The sequence below is a fragment of the Synechococcus sp. RC10B2 genome (assembly GCF_047502635.1).
The window spans coordinates 46,499-67,248 of the sequence record NZ_JANSHO010000018.1; the positions used below are offsets into that span (position 1 = coordinate 46,499).

Annotated in this window: 18 protein-coding genes, 1 tRNA gene and 1 other RNA gene; 12 read left to right on the forward strand and 8 right to left on the reverse strand. The window is 57.8% G+C overall.

Translation table 11 applies throughout. The features are described 5' to 3' along the window. Window positions 1-20: 20 nt before the first annotated feature. Window positions 21-2,714 carry a class I SAM-dependent methyltransferase gene (locus tag NW855_RS03120; protein WP_414508332.1) on the forward strand — a complete coding sequence of 898 codons (2,694 nt, stop codon included), beginning with the start codon at window positions 21-23 and terminating at the stop codon, window positions 2,712-2,714. 66 nt (window positions 2,715-2,780) lie between these two features. Here the strand turns inward: NW855_RS03120 and NW855_RS03125 are convergent, their stop codons facing one another. The 5 genes from NW855_RS03125 to ssrA form a co-directional block, all read right to left on the reverse strand. Beyond that, window positions 2,781-3,506, reverse strand: coding sequence for a Uma2 family endonuclease (locus NW855_RS03125; protein WP_414508333.1), 726 nt, complete (start codon window positions 3,504-3,506; stop codon window positions 2,781-2,783). Window positions 3,507-3,529: 23 nt separating this feature from the next. After that, entirely contained in the window at window positions 3,530-4,243 is a 714-nt protein-coding gene (locus NW855_RS03130; RefSeq protein WP_414508334.1) for a Uma2 family endonuclease, read from the reverse strand. 50 nt (window positions 4,244-4,293) lie between these two features. Next, window positions 4,294-5,325 carry a UDP-3-O-(3-hydroxymyristoyl)glucosamine N-acyltransferase gene (gene lpxD / locus NW855_RS03135; protein ID WP_414508335.1) on the reverse strand — a complete coding sequence of 344 codons (1,032 nt, stop codon included), beginning with the start codon at window positions 5,323-5,325 and terminating at the stop codon, window positions 4,294-4,296. Window positions 5,326-5,340: 15 nt separating this feature from the next. Next, window positions 5,341-5,907 (reverse strand): DUF4330 domain-containing protein, encoded by a 567-nt coding sequence (locus tag NW855_RS03140; RefSeq protein ID WP_414508336.1) that lies wholly within the window; start codon window positions 5,905-5,907, stop codon window positions 5,341-5,343. Window positions 5,908-6,021: 114 nt separating this feature from the next. After that, window positions 6,022-6,417, reverse strand: a transfer-messenger RNA (tmRNA) gene (gene ssrA, locus NW855_RS03145). A gap of 104 nt (window positions 6,418-6,521) precedes the next feature. Here ssrA and NW855_RS03150 point away from each other — a divergent pair. The 8 genes from NW855_RS03150 (at window position 6,522) to NW855_RS03185 (ending at window position 14,226) form a co-directional block, all read left to right on the forward strand. Continuing rightward, window positions 6,522-6,593, forward strand: a tRNA-Lys gene (locus tag NW855_RS03150). Between the two features lie 68 nt (window positions 6,594-6,661). Further along, window positions 6,662-7,681 carry an endonuclease domain-containing protein gene (locus NW855_RS03155; protein ID WP_414508337.1) on the forward strand — a complete coding sequence of 340 codons (1,020 nt, stop codon included), beginning with the start codon at window positions 6,662-6,664 and terminating at the stop codon, window positions 7,679-7,681. Between the two features lie 22 nt (window positions 7,682-7,703). Then, window positions 7,704-8,399, forward strand: coding sequence for a hypothetical protein (locus NW855_RS03160; protein WP_414402658.1), 696 nt, complete (start codon window positions 7,704-7,706; stop codon window positions 8,397-8,399). 1,640 nt (window positions 8,400-10,039) lie between these two features. Beyond that, a complete protein-coding gene (locus NW855_RS03165) occupies window positions 10,040-11,641 on the forward strand; it encodes an ATP-binding protein (protein ID WP_414508338.1) in 1,602 nt (533 codons plus the stop codon). A 116-nt stretch (window positions 11,642-11,757) separates the two neighbouring features. Next, entirely contained in the window at window positions 11,758-12,642 is an 885-nt protein-coding gene (locus NW855_RS03170; RefSeq protein ID WP_099887178.1) for a leucine-rich repeat domain-containing protein, read from the forward strand. A gap of 92 nt (window positions 12,643-12,734) precedes the next feature. Beyond that, window positions 12,735-13,004, forward strand: a complete 270-nt coding sequence (locus NW855_RS03175; RefSeq protein WP_011429902.1) for a hypothetical protein — start codon at window positions 12,735-12,737, stop codon at window positions 13,002-13,004. A 33-nt stretch (window positions 13,005-13,037) separates the two neighbouring features. Next, on the forward strand, window positions 13,038-13,769 hold the full coding sequence (locus tag NW855_RS03180) for an energy-coupling factor ABC transporter ATP-binding protein (protein WP_099812251.1): 732 nt from the start codon (window positions 13,038-13,040) through the stop codon (window positions 13,767-13,769). 244 nt (window positions 13,770-14,013) lie between these two features. Next, a complete protein-coding gene (locus NW855_RS03185; RefSeq protein WP_099835041.1) occupies window positions 14,014-14,226 on the forward strand; it encodes a CP12 domain-containing protein in 213 nt (70 codons plus the stop codon). Window positions 14,227-14,500: 274 nt separating this feature from the next. Here the strand turns inward: NW855_RS03185 and NW855_RS03190 are convergent, their stop codons facing one another. Next, on the reverse strand, window positions 14,501-15,304 hold the full coding sequence (locus tag NW855_RS03190) for an FTR1 family iron permease (protein ID WP_099812250.1): 804 nt from the start codon (window positions 15,302-15,304) through the stop codon (window positions 14,501-14,503). A gap of 49 nt (window positions 15,305-15,353) precedes the next feature. Next, on the reverse strand, window positions 15,354-15,764 hold the full coding sequence (gene msrB / locus NW855_RS03195; protein WP_011429906.1) for a peptide-methionine (R)-S-oxide reductase MsrB: 411 nt from the start codon (window positions 15,762-15,764) through the stop codon (window positions 15,354-15,356). 444 nt (window positions 15,765-16,208) lie between these two features. Here msrB and ndhN point away from each other — a divergent pair, with 444 nt between their 5' ends. The 3 genes from ndhN (at window position 16,209) to NW855_RS03210 (ending at window position 19,668) form a co-directional block, all read left to right on the forward strand. Next, the gene (gene ndhN, locus NW855_RS03200) at window positions 16,209-16,652 is read left to right on the forward strand and encodes an NAD(P)H-quinone oxidoreductase subunit N (RefSeq protein ID WP_011429907.1); all 444 of its coding nucleotides are present in this window, start codon (window positions 16,209-16,211) and stop codon (window positions 16,650-16,652) included. Window positions 16,653-16,746: 94 nt separating this feature from the next. After that, window positions 16,747-17,751, forward strand: coding sequence for an LdpA C-terminal domain-containing domain (locus NW855_RS03205; protein ID WP_414508339.1), 1,005 nt, complete (start codon window positions 16,747-16,749; stop codon window positions 17,749-17,751). Between the two features lie 15 nt (window positions 17,752-17,766). After that, window positions 17,767-19,668 carry a R3H domain-containing nucleic acid-binding protein gene (locus NW855_RS03210; RefSeq protein WP_011429909.1) on the forward strand — a complete coding sequence of 634 codons (1,902 nt, stop codon included), beginning with the start codon at window positions 17,767-17,769 and terminating at the stop codon, window positions 19,666-19,668. A 16-nt stretch (window positions 19,669-19,684) separates the two neighbouring features. Here the strand turns inward: NW855_RS03210 and NW855_RS03215 are convergent, their stop codons facing one another. After that, window positions 19,685-20,587 (reverse strand): 4-hydroxybenzoate solanesyltransferase, encoded by a 903-nt coding sequence (locus NW855_RS03215; protein ID WP_011429910.1) that lies wholly within the window; start codon window positions 20,585-20,587, stop codon window positions 19,685-19,687. Window positions 20,588-20,750: the final 163 nt, after the last annotated feature.

Here is a 20,750-nt window from a genome sequence, read left to right on the forward strand (position 1 = left end):
AGAGAGGAGATGCGAAAGTCATGAACTCAACTATCATCGTTACGAGTGCTGACAGCAAGTTTTTTGAATTAGTCCAAGGGACTATCCTCTCTATCCGAGAGAAGCCGCAGGGATACTATCTGGACATTGGATTCCTCGATACAGGCTGCACGCCAGAGCAGTTGCAGTGGATAAGTCAGTACGTTGACCATATCGTTGAGCCAAGTTGGAATTATAACGTTCCAAATAGTAGTAGCCAACCCAGTTATCTTAAAGCTCTGGTATCTAGACCATTTCTACCTAAGTATTTTCCGGGCTATGAGGTTTATATTTGGATTGATGCAGACGCTTGGCTCCAAGATTGGTTTGCAATTGAACTGCTCACTCTAGGAGCAAGAAGAAAAGGGTTTTCAATAGTTCCCGAGTTAGTAGCTAAGCATGTCAACAGATTCTGGATGCAAACCTGGATAACTTGGCACTACCACAAATATTTCCATCACACCGAGTTTAATCGCCTAGAAATAGAGCCTTTGTTGAACGCTGGTGTATTCTCCGGGGCTAGACAGTCTATTCACTGGTCAACATGGGCAAGAAGGATAGAGCAAGCTATGTCCAGACACCTTGATTTATGGACAGATCAGTTCGCTTTAAATGTTTCTATCTATAAAGATTTAGGTCTGGATAGAGTTGAGCTTCTGCCATTGAGTTGCAACTGGTTAGCTCACTACCAGCTACCTTTGTGGGATCCTCAAAGGAAGCTCTGGGTAGATCCTTTTCCACCTCATGATCCAATAGGAGTTATACATCTTACGGCTGATGTTAAGACAAGGCTAACTCATATTGTACTTACGACTGAAGGTTTCAAGGTTGAAGCTAGCTTGCGATATCCAGACAAGAACTCTCTACCGATCAAAAGATACGATTATGTATCGCCTTACCAGAGGAGAATACATCTTGACTATAGCTTCCCTTTAATGACTGCAGTGGATCCCAACTGTCACCCCTGGCCCTACTTGCGGAAAGAGGTTCCCCATCTTTGGCACACAGACTTACGTCAGCCAACTATTGGTTTTGTTAGCCGAGATGAAGCACACATCTTGTACAATACTGCGCTTAAGTTTCAAGGAAAACCTGCTTTAGAGATTGGGTGTTGGCTAGGCTGGTCAACTGCTCACCTTGCTGCAGGAGGAGTTGTTCTTGATGTGGTGGATCCTGCTTTAACTAATCCTCAAATTTATGAAAGTGTGGATCAGTCTCTTCGCTCAGCGGGAGTTCGCTCCAATGTCAACCTATATCCCGGCTACAGTCCAGAGAAAGTAGAAGAGATTGCTCAGGAAAATGACCGCCGCTGGTCTTTGATCTACATCGATGGAAATCATGACGCGCCAGCTCCTCTTCGCGATGCTCAGGTGGCAGAGCGTTACGCTGCTGAAGATGCACTAGTTCTCTTTCACGACCTTGCCTCACCAGATGTAGCTGAGGGCTTAAACTACCTAAGGGATCGAGGCTGGAACACGATGATCTACCAAACCATGCAGATTATGGGCGTGGCTTGGCGAGGCAACGTCCAGCCTGTGGAGCATATTCCGGATCCCAATATGGATTGGACTCTGCCAGAGCATTTGAAGGAGTACCCGGTATGCAACCTCGAGCTATCGAGAGTCTTGGAAAAGGTTAAGGCTTTTACCTTGCTGGGCTTTGAGCGTCTTTGGAATCTCTACCTTTTGGCCAAGCGAGTCTGCCAAGAGGACATCCCTGGAAACTTTGTTGAGTGTGGTGTTTACAAAGGAGGCAGCTCTACATTGCTGGCTTGGGTGATCAAAAACTACAGCCGCCGACCGCGGAAAGTTTACGCTTTTGACACTTTCGCCGGGATGCCTCAGCCAACAGAAGTAGACCGAGATTATCGAGGAGTTTTCGCCAATAATACTCCCTACGGAGCTGGAGCTTTGGGTGCTCCTATCTCGGAGAACTTGGAGGTAATCAGTAAGGAACTAGGAGTTTGGGATCTCATTGTTCCTGTGCAGGGATTGTTTGCTGACACATTGCCAGCTTACCGCGACCAGGTAGGCGAAATTGCTTTGCTACATGCAGATGCAGACTGGTATCAGTCCACAGTCGATATCTTTCATCATCTCTACAGTCAGGTTAACTCTCAAGGATTTATCCAAATTGACGACTATGGACATTGGCAGGGATGCCGAGACGCTGTTCACGACTTTGAGCAAGAAATTCAGGCTTTCTTTCGGTTACACAGCATTGACTACTCAGGGGTCTGGGTAAGCCTGTCTGAGAACCTGCCAATAGTGAGAGATAGCTCAACAGTGACTTTGCCCCAAGCCGGGATCCGCCTGAGCAAGTTTAACGTCGTTCTTTTCCCTTACTGGGAGATGGAGACAGAGCAACTTATTCAAGAGTTGGAGCAGCTACTGCAGCAAATCCTGATTAGCCCCAATCCAAAAGATTATGCTCTTATTTTGCTAGGGGATCCAAGCCCACAGCTAGCTAATGAGACACTGGAAATTGCGGCGGGGAACGTAACTCTCAAGTTGATGGAAGAGGGGCGCGAGATATCTGAGGAGCCATTCTGTTCTCTGGTCTCCGGTTTAAACGCCTGGCAGTGGGAGAGGCTGATTCAGCACATGAACTATCGCTATCCGCTGAAGCGGGAGCGTTTTCCTCAAGGACTGCGGCCTGCTGTGCAGAAGCTGCCCGTTTTGTTAATTGCCCAGTGAGAGCCCCATTCTCTGCCTTTGCCTGCCCTTTATCCCCAACCTAATTGGGGGGAAAGGTCTCTACTTTTAAAGGGCATCGGGATCCACCCCTAGTTCTCGTAGCTTTTGGGCCAGGCGCTCGGCGCGTTGCCGTTCCTGCTCAGCCCTTTGCCGCTCCAGCTCAGCCTCGGTGGGCACTAGTTCACCAGAAGAAGTGGCCCACCGAATCCATGTGGTCTCGATGTCCCGAAACCTGCCCTTCCATTTCACCAGGTACAGTCCCAAAACCTCGCTCGGCAGGCGACCTTCTGCATCGAATTCAATTGGCTCATAGCGGCCGCCCCTTAGCCGAAACCCCGCCCAGTCCTCTGGCTCAAACGGGTCAAACCAAAAGTACTCCGGCACCCGGATAATCTGCTCATAAAGTTGCTTTTTGCTTGTCTTGTCCTCCTGGGCAGTGCTGGGAGAAAGAAGCTCAATCACCACGTCCGGCCCTTTGCCCCGCTCCCAAATCACCCAGCTTTTGCGCTCGCCCTTGGGCACTCCCAGCACCACGAAATAGTCGGGCCCTGGGAAATTGCGGCTGCGGGCCTGCTCCAAGCTGTAGTAGAGGAACATGTTGCCGCTGACAAAGCCATCGGGGCGCTGCTGCAGCCAGGTTTGGGTGACGGAGATGAGCAAGTCCATCTGGCATTTATGTCGCCAGCTTTCCATAGGTACGCCGTCGTCGTAGGGGAGCTCGTCTTGGGTAGGGGGCCATTCGGTTAGATAAATCGGATCCGGCACCTCAGTAATTGGGTTCGGGTTAGTCATTGCCAGTTCTCCTCTCTTTACCCTTACAAGGTATCGGGATCCACCCCCAGCTCCCGCAGCTTCTGGGCCAGGCGCTCTGCTCGCTGTCGCTCTTGCTCAGCACGTTGGCGCTCGATTCTCTCAGCTTCTTCAGGAGTAGGCACCAGCTCCCCATTGGGGAAAAAGTAGCGCAGTTGTTGGTTATGGATCCCCAGATACAGCTCCAGCATCTCGCTCCAGCGCCAGCCCTGCTCCGTTGGCTCAATCTCCTCGTACTTCTCCCCCCTCAGTCGCAAACCCATAAACTCCTGCGTCTCCGGAGAATAGTAAAAGTACTCCGGTGTCCTGAAAATCCTTTCGTAAAGCTCCCGCTTCTCACCCCGATCCACTTTGGCAGTCGATTCCGAAAGCAGCTCGATGATCAAGTCCGGGTATTTGCCACCTTCTTCCCACACCACCCAAGAAGGGCGGGGGCGGTTTTCTACCCCTTTGACCAAAAACAGATCTGGCCCGCGGAAGTCTTTATTTTTGAGTTGCTCTCGGCTGTAGTAGACGGTGAGGTTCCAGGCGAGGAAGTAGTCGTTGCGGTCTTGCCAGAGGCGGGCGAGGCAGCTGACCAGAATCAAAAGCTGCAGAGCATGCAGGGAGTGTTCCATTTCGGGCTCATCGCTGAGCAGCCCCTGGGCCGAAGGCATGAGCTCTGCCAGTTGCTCGCGGGTGAGGGGAGTGATTTCCTGCAGTTTCTCTTGGGCTAGCATCTTTGCGTTGGGGGCAAGCAAGTGAATTAGCCATCGGCAGGGATCCCCATCTATGTCCCACTGCTCTGTTCCAGCTTGGCCACACGAGCTTCCAGCTTGCGCAAGGTACGTTGCAGCTCAGGCAAGTGCCGCTGGACGGCCATGCTCTTGCGCCATTCGGCAATAGGCTGATGGGGGTAGCCGGCCACGGTTTGACCAGCGGGGATATCGCTGGTTACACCTGTCTGGGCGGCCACGCGTACGCCATCGCCAATGTGCAGGTGCCCGGCCAGGCCGCATTGCCCAGCCAAGATGACGTGGTGGCCCAATTGGGTGCTGCCGGCAATGCCCACCTGAGCCACGATCAAGCAGTGGGATCCCGTCTTCACGCCGTGGCCAATCTGCACTAGGTTGTCGATCTTGGTGCCGCGGCCAATGCGGGTCTCGCCAACAGCGGCCCGGTCGATGGTGGTGTTGCTGCCCACCTCTACGCCGTCTTCCAGCACCACCCGGCCTGCCTGCAGCATGCGCCGCCAGGAGCCGTCGGGAAGAGGAATGTGGCCAAAGCCGTCGTCGCCGATGACAGCACCGCTGTGGATGAGGCAATCATCCCCAATCTCCGTGCGCTCGTGAATGACGCAGTTGGCGAAAAGCTGACAGCGGGATCCAATCCGCACGTGGGGGTAGATGGTTACGTTGGGGTGGATTTGGGTGTAGTCGCCAATTTTCACCCCTTCCATCACCACTACATGCGGCCCAATGGCCACACCTTCTCCCAACTCAACGCTGGGATCAATCACAGCGGTGGGATGGATCCCAACAGGCAAGCGATAGGGCTGGTAAAACAGCTCGATGGCCTGGGCAAAGAGCAGACGGGGATCCTTCCCTCGCAAGCAAGCAATGGGGCGGGGCAGAACCAGCGATTCCTCCACAATGACGGCGCTGGCTTGGGTCTGCTCCAGGAGGGGCAGGTAGCGGTCTTCGCTGAGGAAGCTCAACTCGCCTGGGCGAGCTTCCGCCAGGCTGGCTACGCCGTGGATCTCGAGGGTGGGATCTCCCTCGTAGGGGCATCCCAATTTTTGGGCGATCTCCTGTAGCTGCATCAGGCTCGAGATCCTCTACGATTGCAGCAGCCGCACATCCATCACGGTTCCACGCAAGTTGTAGCTAAAGGTCTCGAGCTCCAGGGGAACGCCGACTTTGACGCGGTTGTTGCCTAGGACAATGCCATTTTCTGTCTGCTGGCCCCGTCCCCGCAAGGTAAACACCAGATCAAAGCGGTAGGGCTCTGGATCAGGCAAGTTCTCAACCCGTCCATCGGGAAAAACCACCGGCACAGTGCGGCTGACGTTTTCCACCCGCACCACCTCCACCTGGCCGTAGGGTTGGTTGCGGATGATCAAATCGGCCTTCTGACCTGCTTGAAAAGGTTCTAGGGATCGGCTGCTAACCCCCCGCACGATCATATCTACTTCCACCGGCAGGGTAGGGCCACCCCCCACCTGGACGACGCTGCCCGCTTGCCGCCCTGGCAAAAACAGGACAGCCACAATCGCCGCCACCACAATTGCCAGCGCCCCCAGATCCAGGAGACTGACTTTGCCCAGGAGACGCCCCTGTTGGTCGACGAGCCGCATGGCCCTCTTTTCTCCAACCCACTGTCCCTGATTGTAGGGCACAGCCATGGCAGCTTCCCCGCCCGTAAAGCCGCTTGAGGAACTCACCTCTAGAGGGACTCAAAGGCCCCGTCTCCCTCCTGACCGAGGATGGTCTGGGCCAATAACCTCAGGTTGACCTGGAGATGGAGCTGACGGGAGTCGAACCCGTGTCCGAGATGGGTACTGGGGGTTCACTCCTTCACAGGCTTAGCCTCTCTAACCCTCAAGGCAGGGATCGCCGTTTAGATCCCGGCGATGGGAGTTCTCCGCCTAAGCTTAGGCTCTCCCTCGACGGAGCCGGAGAAGAGAGCTGCACCCGTTGGGGTTGTGACCCGCCCACTTAACGGGGTCGTGGGAGGATCCTCGAGCTCAGACTTCTCTTACTGAGCCTTAGGCAGCCAGAGCGGCCGCTTTACGAGCAAAAGGTACGACGTTGTTCGCACGTACTGTGTTGAGCCTGGTGGTAACGGGATAAGCTCAATCCCGACCTGCATCATGAACCCTTGTTCGCCACCCCGTCGAAACCGTTACAGCCCCAGGGTTTGGCTAAACCTAGAATAGCAAAATCCTTGGGGATCTGGCTAGAGCTTCCTTCTGCTAATATGACAGAAGTTGTGCTATTCTGTCAGAGCTGCAAACTTGGGTCGGTAGCTCAGCGGTAGAGCACTCGGCTTTTAACCGATTGGCCCAGGGTTCGAATCCCTGCCGACCCAGCTTGCGATATCCTCTCCCCCCGGCCTGGCCTAGGCTAGGATTCCAGGAGGCAGGTGGGAAAGGCGAGGTGGCCGTTCTTTCGTGGCAAGACCTAGGCAAAGAGGGGGAGGTCAAGCTATTACTGGCGCCGTGCGTGGAGGAGGCGCTAGCGAGCCTGGCGGAGGAGGCTGAAACTCGAGAGACGGTCTTTGTCTCCAAGCTTTGGCACCGAATTCCTGCCCAGGATGCCATCCTCGATGAGTGTCTGCAGGTGCTGGCGAGGGTAGCCCTATCCCTCTGGCCCTATTGGTATGGAGAAAAGTTTGAGCCGGGCAGAACGGCAGAGGCCCAGGTTCTCAATCGTCTCCGCGCCCGAGAGCTGTCCGCAAAACGGGATCCCGCCATTTCCAGTACCTGGCTTAGGGCAGCAATGCACTTGTGCCAGCAGCAACGCCTGCCTGTGGTGCCAGGGATCCAGCGGGCGATCCAGGTGCAGCAACTGGCCAAGGCCATTGCCCCTCGCGAGCTGACCTTGGCTTTGGCAACCAATGAGACAGAGCCGGCGCCCAGCTACTTACTCGGCTTGGCCAAGGCAGCTATCTGGTTGGCCGACAACAGTCAGGCACGGCTGGTGCTGGTGGTGCCGAGCGCTTTGACTGATCACCCCGAATTGGCCTCCGTGAGCTACGGTGCCATTCGACTGCCGCTTCCTGAGAGGCTAAAGGAGTTCGACAGCTCGGTACAGGTGGTGGTGGGTTGCAAGGGATCCCCTCACCCCTTCAGTCCCGCCGAGAGAAAGCTGGCCGACCGGGTGGCAGCAGATGCGCAGTTAAAGAATTTGCTGGAATTCAACCAAACTGTACAGAGTGTTAACGGACGCGCTTTCCGAGCGGATCTGCTTTGGCGGGAGGGTAAGGTGGTGGTGGAAGTGGATGGGCCAGAGCACCGCGAGCCAAACCACTACTACCAGGATCGCCTGCGGGACTACGAGTTGCTCATCTCCGGCTACTTGGTGTTGCGGATTCCCAATGAGCTGGTGATGTCCGACTGCGAGCGGGCGGTGGAGATGATCCGCAAGGTGGTTCAATTGCAACAGAGCCGGCTTTGAGGCAGGGCTGGAGGTTGAGGAAATGAGCGATTTGTTGCCCAAAAGCGAAATTTTGCTCTGGAAGCTCCTGCTAACAGGGGAAGAACCGACCAAGTCGCAAGTGAAGCCAAAGCATAGGGCCAAAGAGCTCAAGCTGTTGGAGGAAAAGGGCCTCATTGAATGCAAGACTGTAGTCGAAAAGGGAAGGAGGATAACCCGGCTTGTGCTGACTGACAAGGCCTGGGACTGGGCTTCTACCACACCTCCAACAGCCATCGCCCGCTCCAAGTCGCCAGAGGCAGCAGTTGTTTTGCAAAAGGCGTTGGCAACCCTAGTGGATTACGCACAGCGGGAGAACGTTCCCTTGGCGCGGATTCTAGGCCTACGGCCCGCTGACGCGAACAGACCCTCTCTCGGTGGAGCAGCCCCTGTTCCTACTGGGCAAACGCAGCCCTGGGAAGTTAGCGAAGGGGAGGTTGATCCTAACTTCCTCGAGAAGGTCTTTCGCACCTGCGAGGAGATGGGAGGGCGCTACTACCTAGTCTACTTATCCGACTTGCGTAAAAGATTTCCCGATGTTCCCTCCTGGCTATTGGATCAGGCGCTCCTGACTTTGAACCGCCAAGCCAAGATAGTGCTGATGAACCTGGACGATCCTCTGTCCATTACTCCTGAAATCGAAGCCGCCGCTATTGACCTGTACGGCTACAAAAAGCACGTTCTTCGTGTTAGGAACTAGCCATGACTTCCAAGGAAAGTACCTCTTTCTCAATCAACCAACAAAAAGCTCTAGAAGCCCTCAAGGAGGTTGATTTTGATTGGACAGTTCATCTTAGAAAAATCTGGCAACCTCCGGATTTTGACGTTCCTGAGCTTAACCGGGATGTCAGGGAGAAGCTATTCAGCCGGCTGGAGAAGTTAATCCAATCTCCCCAGATGGAGACACCCTTTGGAATCCCTGTGCTTGGCAATGGTGGCTCTGGCAAAACCCACCTTCTCAGGGTCTTAAGACAGCACTGCTTTGAAAAAAGGGTGGGGTTTGTCCTAGTGGACATGACCGATGTGAAAGACTTTTGGGAAACCGTAATCCAGGGCTACCTCACCTCTCTGCTTCAGGAAGAGCCTGATGGCACTAGCCAGCTCCAAAAAATTCTCGATCTGGTCTTTCTGAGAGCTCTCTCTACTCCCAAGCAGGCGAAGGAGATCGCCAGTTTTTCCCACGAATCTTTGCTCGACGTCATTAGACAAACTCTGCAATGGCTATTCACTCAAGATCGCAAGCACACCATCAAGTACCAAGATTGTGTACGAGCTGCCATTCTAGCTAATTCGAATGATTTTTTACTGGCGTCAATAGGTACTAGCTGGATACAGGGCCTAGGTGTGGAATCAGAGGTTGCCCGACAATTCGGTTTTACCAACGCCAGCTTAAATCCTAGTCAAGTTGTTGCAGGGCTTTCTTGGCTGATGAGCCTAAGGGGACCCACTGTAGTTGCTTTGGATCAGTTGGATCCCATTGTTGTGCAATCTCATACAAGTCCTAGTCCTTCGTCATCCTTGCAGGAGCTCTCGCCAGAGACAGAAAAAGAAGCTTCCCAAAACATCATTCATAACATCGCAGGTGGCCTCATTGGGCTACGGGACTGCCTCTCCCGATCCCTTGTCATCATCTCGTGCCTAGACCAGTCTTGGGAAATTCTAACGAAAACAGCTGTTCAAACCTTTACAGGACGCTTTGAGCAGCCTTTAACTTTGACGCATCTTCTTTCGGCCAGTGTCGCTGAGGCAGTTGTTGTTCCTCGCCTGCAGGCTGCCTACCACAAGGTGGGCTTTATCCCTCCCTATCCTTCCTACCCGTTTAAGCCGGAGTTCTTCCAGTCCTTCCCGGAGAGGAACAATCCTCGGCAGCTCCTCCAGAAATGTCATGAGCACAGGGAGCAATGCCTACAGAAAGGGATAGTTATCGAGTTAGGTGTCCCAAGTTCTGCTCCTATCACTCCAAGTCCCCCTCCACTGAAGGAACTAGATCGAATCTTTGAGGAGGCCAAGCAAAAGGTTGATATTTCCCCGTATTTACAGGAAAACGAGAACGAGATATGGAAAGAGCCCCTAGCTTCTCTGTGCAAATTTCTCGTCGGGCAGGAAAAGTTGCCGGCTAGTATTGGCAGCCAAGTGGAAACTGACTTCCCTGGATCCAGAGGTTTCTTGCCTCTGCATTCTCGCTTGCGGCTAATCTTCTACGAGGCAAACGAGCGGGAAAGGCACCTTTGTTTTACAGCTATTCAATCAACTAATCCTAGATCTTTCCAAACTCGCTTAGTAGCTGCTAGAACGGCAGCCGGGATCGACGCGGCCCTGCGATTTCGCAAGTTGGTAGTGGTGCGCACTACCTCCCTACCAGGAGGCGAACGTACTCAGAAACTGTGGCAAAAGTTCCTTGAGGAGGGTGGGATCCACTGGCGGCCCAGCGAGGAGGAAATCAGGGTTCTGCTGGCCCTAGAGCAGCTCCAATCCAGGCCCGGTTTTACGGACTGGCTGGCCGAGCGGCAGCCCCTTGCCCAACTGGCAGCCGCCGAGCCGGATTCGGGTCTGGCCAAGCTCCTCGCCTGGCTGAAGGAAGGGATCCCTGCGCAGGAAACTCCAAAAGTTGAGCCTGCCAAAAAAGGGGATTTCTCACTTTCTAGGGTAGAGAACGGCAAGGCCCCTCAAGCCAAGCAGGATCTGCACCTAACGGGTTTGTTGGTCGGGCGGCGTTGGGTGGCCAATCGAGAAGGGGATCCGGTCTTTCTGCCCGTCCCAGAGCTGGTGCGGCACACTGTGATTTTGGCTGGCAGCGGCTCGGGGAAAACGGTGCTCTTGAGGCGAATGGTGGAAGAGGCAGCCTTGCAGGGGATCCCTTCCATCGTCATCGATGCAGCCAACGACTTGGCCCGGCTGGGGGATCCCTGGCCTGCCGCTCCCGAAGGCTGGACAGAGGAGGATCAAGCCAAGGCAGAGCGCTACTTTGCCCAAACCGAGGTGGTGGTTTGGACCCCTGGGCTGGCGGCGGGCAACCCCCTCACCCTCGCCCCCCTGCCGGACTTTGCTGCGCTGGCCGGTGATCCCGAAGAGCTGGATCAGGCCGTCGACATGGCCTGGGGCGCCCTCCAGGAGATCGTGGCCCCCGGCAAGACCGTCAGCGACGAGCTGAAGCGGGGGGTTCTCAAGGCAGCTTTGAAATACTTTGCCACCCACCAGCCGGGATCTCTAGCTGACTTTGCCGAGTTCCTTGCGGACCTGCCTCCGGAAGCAGGAGCCGGTATCAGCAAGGCGCCGCAACTGGCGCTGCAGATGGCTAATCTCCTCAAGGCTGCCATGGTTAACAACAAGTTGCTCCATCAACAGGGGATGGCGTTGGATCCGGCCATCTTGTTGGGGCTGGGCTCAGACTACGGCAAAACCCGGGTGTCGGTTGTCAACTTGGTGGGCCTTCCCACCCTGGGGGAACAGCAGCAATTTCTCAATCAACTGGCCATGGCGCTGTTTACCTGGATCAAGAAAAACCCCGCCCCGCCGGAAGCGCCAGTGCGCGGGCTGCTGGTCATCGACGAGGCCAAAGACTTTGTGCCCTCCCAGGGGACTACCCCCTGCAAGCAGAGCCTGCTGCGCCTGGCCGCCCAAGCGCGCAAATACGGCTTGGGTCTCATTTTTGCTACCCAAGCACCCAAGAGCATCGACCACAACGTCATCGCCAACTGCTCCACCCAGTTTTTTGGCCGAGTCACGTCTCCGGCAGCCATTGAGGTAGTGCGCGAGCAAATTGCCCAGCGGGGAGGAAGCGGAGAAGATGTGGCTGTCTTAAAGGTGGGACAGTTTTATCTCTCCTCGCAGCAGCTTCACCCGCCCTGCAAAATCCAAACTCCCTGGTGCCTGTCTTTCCACGCCCCTACCCCTCTAAGCGAAGCTGAGGTGATCCAGCGCTCTCAAGGCAGCCAATCCTAGCTCCTGCCTGGCGCCCTGCTCTGGAAGAACTGTTGCCCCTTCCCCCAGCTAGTAAGTAGTTGGCAAGGATCTGGAGGGGAGTTATGCTCCCTTAAGACGTTGGCCGGGAAGGGGCAATGGGATCAGTCAAAAGACAAGCTCGGATTTTGCTCTTGCTGGCCATTGGGGCTTGGCTGAGCTGGGGGACGATGGCCTGGTCTTTCGCCTCTTGTCGGGAGCGGGATCCTCTCCTCCTACGGCAAGTCTTGGCTGCGATGGGCCGGCCTGAGGTGGTGGTGGAGGAAGTGGCTCTGTTTGATGGGGATCAGTGCCTTGTCCAGTTGGTGTTGGATCGCCGCGGGCTGAGCGGATCCCTGCCGCCGGAGATTGGCCAATTCCACCACCTGCGGGCTTTGTCTCTCAGTTACAACCAGCTTTCTGGCCCCATCCCCGCCGAGCTGGGGCAGTTGAGGGAGTTGGAACAGCTTTTTCTCGACTACAACCAGTTCTCCGGCCCCGTTCCGCCGGAGCTAGGGCAACTGCGCAACCTGCGGGGCCTGTTTTTGGATCACAACCAGCTCTCCGGCCCCATCCCCCCAGAGCTAGGCCGGCTCAGCCGCCTAGAAAACCTCAGCTTGCAAAACAACCAGCTCAGCGGCGCCATTCCCGCCCAACTGGGCCAGATGCGCTCCCTCAAGGGGCTGTTTTTGGATCGCAACCAGCTCTCTGGGCCCATTCCGCCCCAACTGGGGCAACTGCACAACCTGGAAAACCTCTACTTGTCAGACAACCGCCTCAGCGGATCCCTGCCTCCGGAGCTGGCCCAACTCAAGCAATTGCGGGATCTGCGCTTGGCCCGTAACCGGCTCACGGGCGAGCTGCCCGGCTTTTTGGCAGAACTGCCGCGGCTGGAACGGCTCCACATCGAGGGCAACCCTGGCCTCTGCCTGCCGGCGGCCCTGTCGAGCTGGTTTGCCGGTCTCAATCCAGGGGATCCCACCTCCGCCCGCCCCTGCCCCTAGCGCTGGGATCTGGGTTTGCCGGCCTCCAGGTCTTCCGCCGACCTGCGATACTGGGATCAGGTGTCCACAGCCCACTACGCGAACGGTCAGCCATGTATATCCTAGAATTGCTTTTGAAAGGGAATCCCGCCCCCATCGTCGTCCACCAAAAAGAGGAGGAAGCGGCCAACCGCGCCTACCAAAGCGTGGTCAACGCTCTCCAGAGCGGATCCCCCCAAAGCTTGGAGCTGACCTGTGACCGCACCGGCAAAAAGGTGTTCCTGCTCACCGGCGAGCTGTGTGGCGTGCAAATGACCACCAAGTCGGGTGGCCCTGGTGCCCCAGGAACTCGTCCCGGCTTTTTGGCGCAGTTGCAGGGTTGAGAGCAGCTCTTCGGGTCTTCGCGAGGGATTCTCATGTCGGAGAGGGGGACAGAGTCCTTGCGCGGCGGCAAGAGGGAGTCCCCGCCGGCCATTCGGGTGGAGGGCCTGACCTTTGCCTGGCCGGAGCGTCCCCCGGTTCTGCGGGAGTGCAGCTTTGTCATTCCCAAAGGCCAGTTGTGGATGCTGCTGGGGCCTAACGGCAGCGGCAAGTCTACCCTATTGCAACTGTTGTCCGGATCCCTCACCCATCCTCAGCCCCTAGCGGGCCACCTGGAGGTGCGCGGGCGGCTGGGCCACGTGTTTCAAAACCCGGATCACCAACTGTTCATGCCGACGGTAGGGGCAGACGTCGCCTTTGGTTTGGGGGCAGAACCCCTCACGTTGGAAGAGATTGCCGAGCGGGTGGAAATGGCCTTGGAGCAGGTGGGCTTGCGGCACTTGATCCGCCGGCCCATCCACGGCCTCAGCGGTGGACAGAAGCAACGGGTGGCAGTCGCCGGGGCGCTGGCCCGGCGCAGCGAGGTTCTGCTTTTGGACGAGCCAACAGCCCTGCTGGATCCCGAGAGCCAGGCGGAGTTGCTGCGGTGCATCCGCCGCCTGGTGGATCAAGAGGGGATCACCGCTCTCTGGGTAACCCATCGGCTGGCAGAGCTGGAATGGGCGGATGGAGCAATTTTCCTCTCCGAAGGACAGGTGCGCCATCAGGGATCCCCAGAGCAGGTGCGGCAACAGCTTGGACAACTGTTTGGCGCCTTCAGGTCTTAGCCCCGCTGATCCCGAAGAGATCGCAAAAGGGTGGCTGCAACCCCCGGCGGTCGCTGCTTAGAATGGTAATGTATCCACAGCGATCGATAGGTTGGCAGCAAGGCATCATCCTGGACTTATCTACCCTGCGGAGCGGCAGGTTTCTGCCTGTTGATCCGCGAGTGCGCTAGATCCCTGCGGATCTGCGTCAGCAGATTATACCCGTGGGCCCCTGGCCCCATCTCGTTGAAAGGAGCTTGAGAATATGGGACTGTCTGAAGTCATTGCCAAAGAGCTGGAAAACGCCCGTAACATCTGTTCTGAGTACGGCGAAGGGGATCCTCACTGCCGTGCAGCTTGGGATGCTGTTGAGGAAGTGCTGGCAGCCCGCAGCCACCAGCCCAAAGCTCCCAGCAGCCTTGAGCAGCACTGTGCTGAAAACCCCGACGCCGTCGAGTGCCGTGTTTACGACACCTGATTTCTGGTAACCCTGCAGATCGGTCTCGGTTTATCGACAGCGATCGCAAGTGGGATCCCCGACAAGATCCAGCGGCCTGCCAGCTCCCTGCTGGCGGGCTTCGTCTTTCTGGGCCGGAATGCGTAGCTGGGCACCGAGAATTGAGTCCAGCCGGGACACTTTGCTCACCCCAGGAAGAGGGAGGATCGCCGGCTACTTCGAGCAACAACCCTCGAAACCCCAGCCCCTCGAACTTGAGGGTTGTGGGAGGTACCCTGCTCGCAAAGAAAGTTTCTCACGGAGAAAGCTTTTGAGCAGAGTCAGCCCGCCGCCATTGCCTCATCCACAAGACAAAGGCTGTTCCCAGCAGCACCATTTGTGGGATCAGCGTCTGCCAAGTGGGATACAAACCCAACCAGCGCAGCTTCGGGATCCCGGATAAGGGGGTGATCGGAAGCCAGCCCGCCACTTGCAAAGCATGGAGGCCGCTGCCCAGGAACTTAAAGCCCAAGTAAAAAATCAGCAGGCTTAAACCCCGGAAAAAAGCCCCCAAGGGCAGCTTCAGCCCCACCTGCAGCAGCAAGACCGCCATCCCCACCAGCAGCAGGGATCCCAGACCGATCCCCAGCCAGAGATCTTTTGCCGCCAGGGAAGGGGCCAATCCCACGTAAAACAACACCGTTTCTGCCCCCTCGCGAAACACCGCTGCAAAGGCCAGGAAAGCTAGGGAAAAAACCTGGCCTGTGGCGAGCGCTGCCTGGGCTTGTTCTTGCACAAAGGTCTGCCAGGAAGCAAGGGCGGCCCGCCGGTGCAGCCAGAGGCTGACCGAAAACAGCAAACCTGCTGCCACCAGCCCAGTCATCCCCTCCAGTACCTCTTGGCGGGTGTGGGTCAGCAACTGCTGGAAAAACAACTTCACCAGCAAGGCGAGCATCACCGCTGCCAGCAGACCCATGGATCCCCCCAGCCACACCCAGCGCTGCGGGGCCGACTGCCCACTTTTGCGCAGAAGGGCCAGCAAAGCCACCAGCACCAAAAGCGCCTCCAGACCCTCCCGCAGCAAAATCGAGGCAGCATCCAAAAAGGTGTAGTCCGACATAGGTTCACCCAGGCAGGTGGCTCAATTCTAGCGTTGCCTGAGGAGAGGCTCAGGTGGTGGCGGGGATGAACTTCAGAGCAGCAGAGTTGATGCAGTAGCGCAGACCCGTTGGTGGGGGACCGTCCCGAAACACGTGCCCTAAGTGACCACCACAGTTGGAGCAGTGAACCTCGGTGCGAGGCACAAGCAACTTCCAATCCGTCTTGGTGCCGATCACATGAGGAGCAATCGGCTCCCAAAAACTGGGCCAACCAGTGCCACTGTCGTATTTGGCTGCCGAGGAAAAGAGCTCCTGCCCACAGCCAGCGCAGACATAGATCCCTGGAGCCTTGTTGTCGTAGTAGGCGTTGCGGAAGGGGGGCTCGGTTCCCTCTTGGCGCAGCACATAGTACTGCTCTTCGGTGAGCAGTTGTCGCCACTCAGCGTCGGTTTTGGTAACGGGATAGATTTCTTGAGCCATCGCCTGTTGCTCTCCTGTCAAGCTGAGGGGTGCCGTAACGAACCCGGCCACTGTCAAGTCAAAAGCTTGCCTCGTCGCATAAGCGGTTTGTCCGTCCTGACATGGGTGAAGCCATCGCCGCCGGACTCTCCAGTTGCCCTGTCCGGCTGTTTCTGAGACTTGCAAGCAGATGCTTGTATGTATCTTAACTCTTCTTCACGTCTTCTTCCCCACAAAGGCGAAGGTACGGGTATCTTCACCATTGGTCGGCTACCCCTCAGCCAAAGCCGGCAGTTTCCGCGCGGCAAAGAGTCGGCGAGCTTCTCTATGAGTTCTATCTGTAGCTTCTATCCCTGGCTGGGGACATACTCCCGCTACAATGAGCACAGGCAAGGGATCCGTTCGGCCTAGGCGGGCTGGCCTGGGGATTCTTTTGCTAACCCTGAAAACGACGGAGTTATTGCCATGTTGCTGGTCGGCTCAGGCGCCAAGTTTGTGCAGCAGCTCGAGCAGTGTGGGGCTCTGGCCATCTTTGTTACCCCAGAAGGGGGATCGGAAGGGCACTACCTGCGGCGGCTGCGCGGAGCTGGCTACGAGGTAGTCACCCTTTCCAGCAAGGGGATTGGGGATCTGGCCAGTTATCTGACGTCCAGCCATGGGGTGCGGCCTGCCACGCTGGGCAAATCGCAGCGGCGCACCTATTTCTACCCCTCGTTGATCGAGCAGTACCGCGCCACCTTGCCCCCAAAGGCCAAGGGATTGGTGTTTTGGTTTTACGAGGGGCATGTGCTCAGCCGGCAAGAGCTCTCCTACCTGGTGAAGCTGAGCCAAGAAGATAAGGGCGTGAAATTTGTGGTGGAGCTGGGTCGAGAGCGGTCAATTCGGTGGCAACCTCTGCAGAGTGCCTGAGGATCTGTTCAGATTCCTCGAAAATTCTTTGCTACCATCTCAAGTAGGCGGCCTGCAGCCCAGACTCTCATCTTGCCGGTGGCCTTCCGTGCCTGTGACCTTGCCGAACGTCTCGCTGCAACAGGGTACTTGGTTTAAGCTGATCTGCGGCGCAAGTTTCCACCACTTGCCGTCGATTCGAGAGTTAGCTTTCCTCTACACGCTTGCCGGTGCCGATTGCATTGACGTCGCCGCTGACCCAGCCATTGTGCAAGCTGCCCAAGAAGGGATCCGGCGGGCCCAGGCAGAAGCTCCCCAGGTGGGGTCCCCCTGGTTGATGGTCAGCGTCAACGACGGCGAAGATGTGCATTTTCGCAAGGCGGTGCTGACGGATCCCGTCTGTCCTGCCGACTGTCCGCAGCCCTGCCTAGCCGTTTGTCCGCCCCACGCCCTGATCCGGGCAGGCACTTCCACCCAGGTTCACATCCGGGCAGAGCTCTGTTACGGCTGTGGCCGCTGTGAGCCGGTGTGTCCCCACCAACGCATCGCCACCCAAGGCTATCAGGTTGCGGCGGCGGAGATCCTGCCGTCCTTGCTAGAGCTGGGGGTTGAGGCGGTGGAAATCCACACCCGTATCGGTCGACAGAGCCAATTCGCGCAATTGTGGGGATCCCTAAAGCCCTGGCTGCGGTGGCTGCGGGCCGTCTCGATCAGCTTTAACGATGGTCCCGGCCTCGAGGTCTATTTGCGGGATTTGCTGGCCTTGATGGATCCCTTGCCGGAGGTGTTGATCTGGCAGGTGGACGGTCGGCCTATGAGCGGGGATCTTGGAGCTGGCGCCGGCAAGGCGACTCTGAAGTTGGCCCGAAAGGTGTTGAGCATGGGGTTGCCCGGCTATGTGCAGTTGGCAGGAGGAACCAATGGGCAAACGGTGTCGCTGCTGGATCCCCGTTGGCCGGTGGCGGGGGTGGCCTTCGGCAGCTATGCGCGACAGTTGGTGGCCACCTACTTGGAGGGGGGGCCTGGATTGGCAGGTGGGATCCCAGTGGCCAAGCAGTTGGTGCAGCAAGTGAAGCAACGAGCGGTGGCCCCCAGACAAACCTGTTTTTCCAGTGTTTAACAACGTTGCCCGACCATGAGTTTCTTAGTACAGCCCTTCAACCCGTCGGCGGATCGGGAAGGTGCTCCGCACCGCTCCAGCGAACGCACCTCTTTTCCCGGGCAAGTCCTCTACAACGACGATTTGGGCAAGCTGCTGGACGTTCTGCCCGCCTCCATCCGCCAGCGCCTGGAGCAGCATCCCCAGTTGGATCGGCTGGTAGAGGTGGTGCTGGATTTGGGCCGCCGCCCGGAAGCCCGCTTCCCCGGCTTTGCCGATTACCTCTCGGAGGAGGTGGTCACCCGCGCCGACCTGGATCTGGTCATCAGCCAAGTGGGAGAGTTTAGCGGCGACAACCGCGCCGGCATTGCCTCAACTCTGCACCGGATCAGCGCCATTCGCAACCGCCAGGGCACGATCATCGGCCTCACCTGTCGGGTAGGGCGTTGCGTTATCGGCGTCATCAGCATGATCCGCGATTTGGTGGAGCAGGGCCGCTCGATGCTGTTGCTGGGCCGCCCAGGGGTGGGCAAAACCACCGCCCTACGGGAAATTGCCCGCGTGCTGGCGGACGAGCTGCACAAACGGGTCATCATCATCGATACCTCCAACGAAATTGCCGGCGATGGCGACGTGCCCCACCCAGGGATTGGCCGGGCCAGGCGCATGCAGGTGGCCAGCCCGGAGCTGCAGCACAAGGTGATGATCGAGGCGGTGGAAAATCACATGCCGGAAGTGGTGGTGATCGACGAGATCGGCACCGAGTTGGAGGCTCTGGCCTCCCGCACCATCGCCGAACGGGGGGTGCAACTGGTGGCCACTGCCCACGGCAACCGCATCGACAACCTGATCAAAAACCCCACCCTCTCCGACCTAATTGGCGGGATCCAGTCGGTCACGCTCGGAGACGAAGAGGCGCGGCGGCGGGGCTGCCAGAAGAGCGTCTTGGAGCGGAAGGCCCCCCCCACGTTTGAGATTGCGGTGGAGATGCTGGAGCGGGATCGCTGGGTCATCCACGAAGATGTGGCGGCCACTGTGGATCGCCTCCTGCGCAACCGCGAGCCGCTGGTGCAACTGCGCAGCCTGGACGAACGCGGCCAAGTGGTGATCGAGCGCCCCACCCTGTCTGGGCCCCAGTGGCCCCCCCCTGCCGGCAGCACCCTGTCCCCAACACGGGAGCGGGGGGGATGGCGCCGTTCTGGGCGGATGGAAGCTCTGCCCCTAGAACCAAGTGAAACTCGTCTGCGCCAGCCCGGCGAATCTGGCTCGCCTTCGGCCAAGGGGGAGGAATCTGTCCCGCCAGCAGCAGCGGGATCCCGTGCTGAGCCTCAAGTTATGGCCAGCCCCAAGGCAGAGTCCAGGGCTGAGGCGGAAGAGGATGCCGACTGGGAGGAACCTGCTGCGGCTGCCCTGGCAGAACGGCAACGGGATCTGGATGGGCCGCTGAGGATCTATCCCTACGGGGTTAGCCGCTTCCATCTGGAGCAGGTGATCCAGACTTTGAAGCTGTCGGCGGATGTCACCAAAGATCTGGATGAGGCAGATATTGTTTTGGCTTTGCGATCCCAGGTGCGCAGCCGCTCCAAGATCCAGCAACTGGCCCACGCCCGCCAAATCCCGATTCACACCGTCAAGGCCAATACCCTGATCGCCCTTGCCCGCGCCCTGCGTCACATCCTCAACATCGAAAGCGAGGACGGCTCCGATTCCGACCTAGAGCTGTTCATTCGGGCCAGCTCGGGCGACGAAACGGAAGCCTTGGAGGAGGCCCGGCTGGCGGTAGAGCAGATCGTCATTCCCAAGTCCCAGCCGGTGGAATTGCTGCCCCGCTCCCCTCTGATCCGCAAGCTGCAGCACCAGCTAGTGGAGCACTATCACCTGCGGGCCCAGAGCTTCGGCGAAGAGCCCAACCGCCGCCTGCGCATCTATCCCAACTAGCTCCAGCCAGGGTTCCTCAGGCCAGCAGGGATCCGGCGATCATCCCTGCCAAGAGAATGAAGCCCTGGAGGACGTTTTGGCCGAAGATGGCCATGTAGAGAGTGGGAGGGGGATTGACCTGGTGAAGCTGCCAGGTTTGCCGGCCCCAGAGAGCGGCGGCAACTGCCAGGCTAAGGAAATAGACCGCGTGCAACTGCAGGCTGATCCCCACCCCCAAGAGGGCAAGGGCGGCGCCCAAGAAAAACAGCCCCACCGCCGTTGGGGTTTGTCTCCCAAAAAAGCGGGCGCTGGAGTGGATCCCGGCCCGTTCGTCGTCCTCTCGATCCGATAGAGCATAGACCGTATCGAACCCCAACGTCCACAACACCGTGGCCAGCCACAGCCAGCCCAGCCCCTCCTCCCACAGGGGTGTGTGGGGATCTTGGCCGCTCACCGCTGTCCAACTGATGAGCACGGCAAATCCCCAGGCCAGGGCTAGCACCAGTTGGGGCACGGGAAACACCCGCTTAGCCCCCGGATAGAGCAGGATCACCGGCACTGCCGCCACGCAGAGGGCAAAGCTGACCGGGTTGAGAAAAAGCGCCAGCCCCGCCGCACAGGCCAAGGTCAGCAGCGCCATCACGATGCCGACGGCAACGGTCAGTTCGCGGCTGGCCAAGGGGCGGTTGCGGGTGCGCTCCACCAAGGGATCCAAATCCCGATCCCAGAGGTCGTTGATCACACAGCCCGCCCCGCTGGTGGCCAAGCTGCCCAAAATCAGGATCCCCACCAGCGGCCAAGGCGGCGTTCCCCGTCCGGCCAGAAAAGCCCCCCACAAAGCCGGGATCATCAGGATCAGCCGCCCTGCCGGCTTATGCCAGCGCAACAGCCGTAAAATCGCTCCGCCAGTGGCCCAGAGTGCAGAAGGAGAGGCAGACATAGCCAGGTCGAAAGAGGGCCAGTTGCCGAGAGGAATGGAGCTCCGCACCGATCTTAAATCATCCTAAACTGGCCCGCCCTGGAACCCTTGTCGTCCCCCTCGCCGTCTCTACTTTTTGGCCAGCATTTGGCTCCTCTTTTCCCACTATTGGCCAGCCTGAGAA

Coding starts and splice junctions, on each gene's coding strand:
- NW855_RS03120 (WP_414508332.1), top strand. CDS start 21: ATGAACTCAACTATCATCGTTACGAGTGCTGACAGCAAGTTTTTTGAA.
- NW855_RS03125 (WP_414508333.1), bottom strand. CDS start 3,506: ATGACTAACCCGAACCCAATTACTGAGGTGCCGGATCCGATTTATCTA.
- NW855_RS03130 (WP_414508334.1), bottom strand. CDS start 4,243: ATGCTAGCCCAAGAGAAACTGCAGGAAATCACTCCCCTCACCCGCGAG.
- lpxD (WP_414508335.1), bottom strand. CDS start 5,325: ATGCAGCTACAGGAGATCGCCCAAAAATTGGGATGCCCCTACGAGGGA.
- NW855_RS03140 (WP_414508336.1), bottom strand. CDS start 5,907: ATGGCTGTGCCCTACAATCAGGGACAGTGGGTTGGAGAAAAGAGGGCC.
- NW855_RS03160 (WP_414402658.1), top strand. CDS start 7,704: ATGAGCGATTTGTTGCCCAAAAGCGAAATTTTGCTCTGGAAGCTCCTG.
- NW855_RS03170 (WP_099887178.1), top strand. CDS start 11,758: ATGGGATCAGTCAAAAGACAAGCTCGGATTTTGCTCTTGCTGGCCATT.
- NW855_RS03175 (WP_011429902.1), top strand. CDS start 12,735: ATGTATATCCTAGAATTGCTTTTGAAAGGGAATCCCGCCCCCATCGTC.
- NW855_RS03180 (WP_099812251.1), top strand. CDS start 13,038: ATGTCGGAGAGGGGGACAGAGTCCTTGCGCGGCGGCAAGAGGGAGTCC.
- NW855_RS03185 (WP_099835041.1), top strand. CDS start 14,014: ATGGGACTGTCTGAAGTCATTGCCAAAGAGCTGGAAAACGCCCGTAAC.
- NW855_RS03190 (WP_099812250.1), bottom strand. CDS start 15,304: ATGTCGGACTACACCTTTTTGGATGCTGCCTCGATTTTGCTGCGGGAG.
- msrB (WP_011429906.1), bottom strand. CDS start 15,764: ATGGCTCAAGAAATCTATCCCGTTACCAAAACCGACGCTGAGTGGCGA.
- ndhN (WP_011429907.1), top strand. CDS start 16,209: ATGTTGCTGGTCGGCTCAGGCGCCAAGTTTGTGCAGCAGCTCGAGCAG.
- NW855_RS03210 (WP_011429909.1), top strand. CDS start 17,767: ATGAGTTTCTTAGTACAGCCCTTCAACCCGTCGGCGGATCGGGAAGGT.
- NW855_RS03215 (WP_011429910.1), bottom strand. CDS start 20,587: ATGTCTGCCTCTCCTTCTGCACTCTGGGCCACTGGCGGAGCGATTTTA.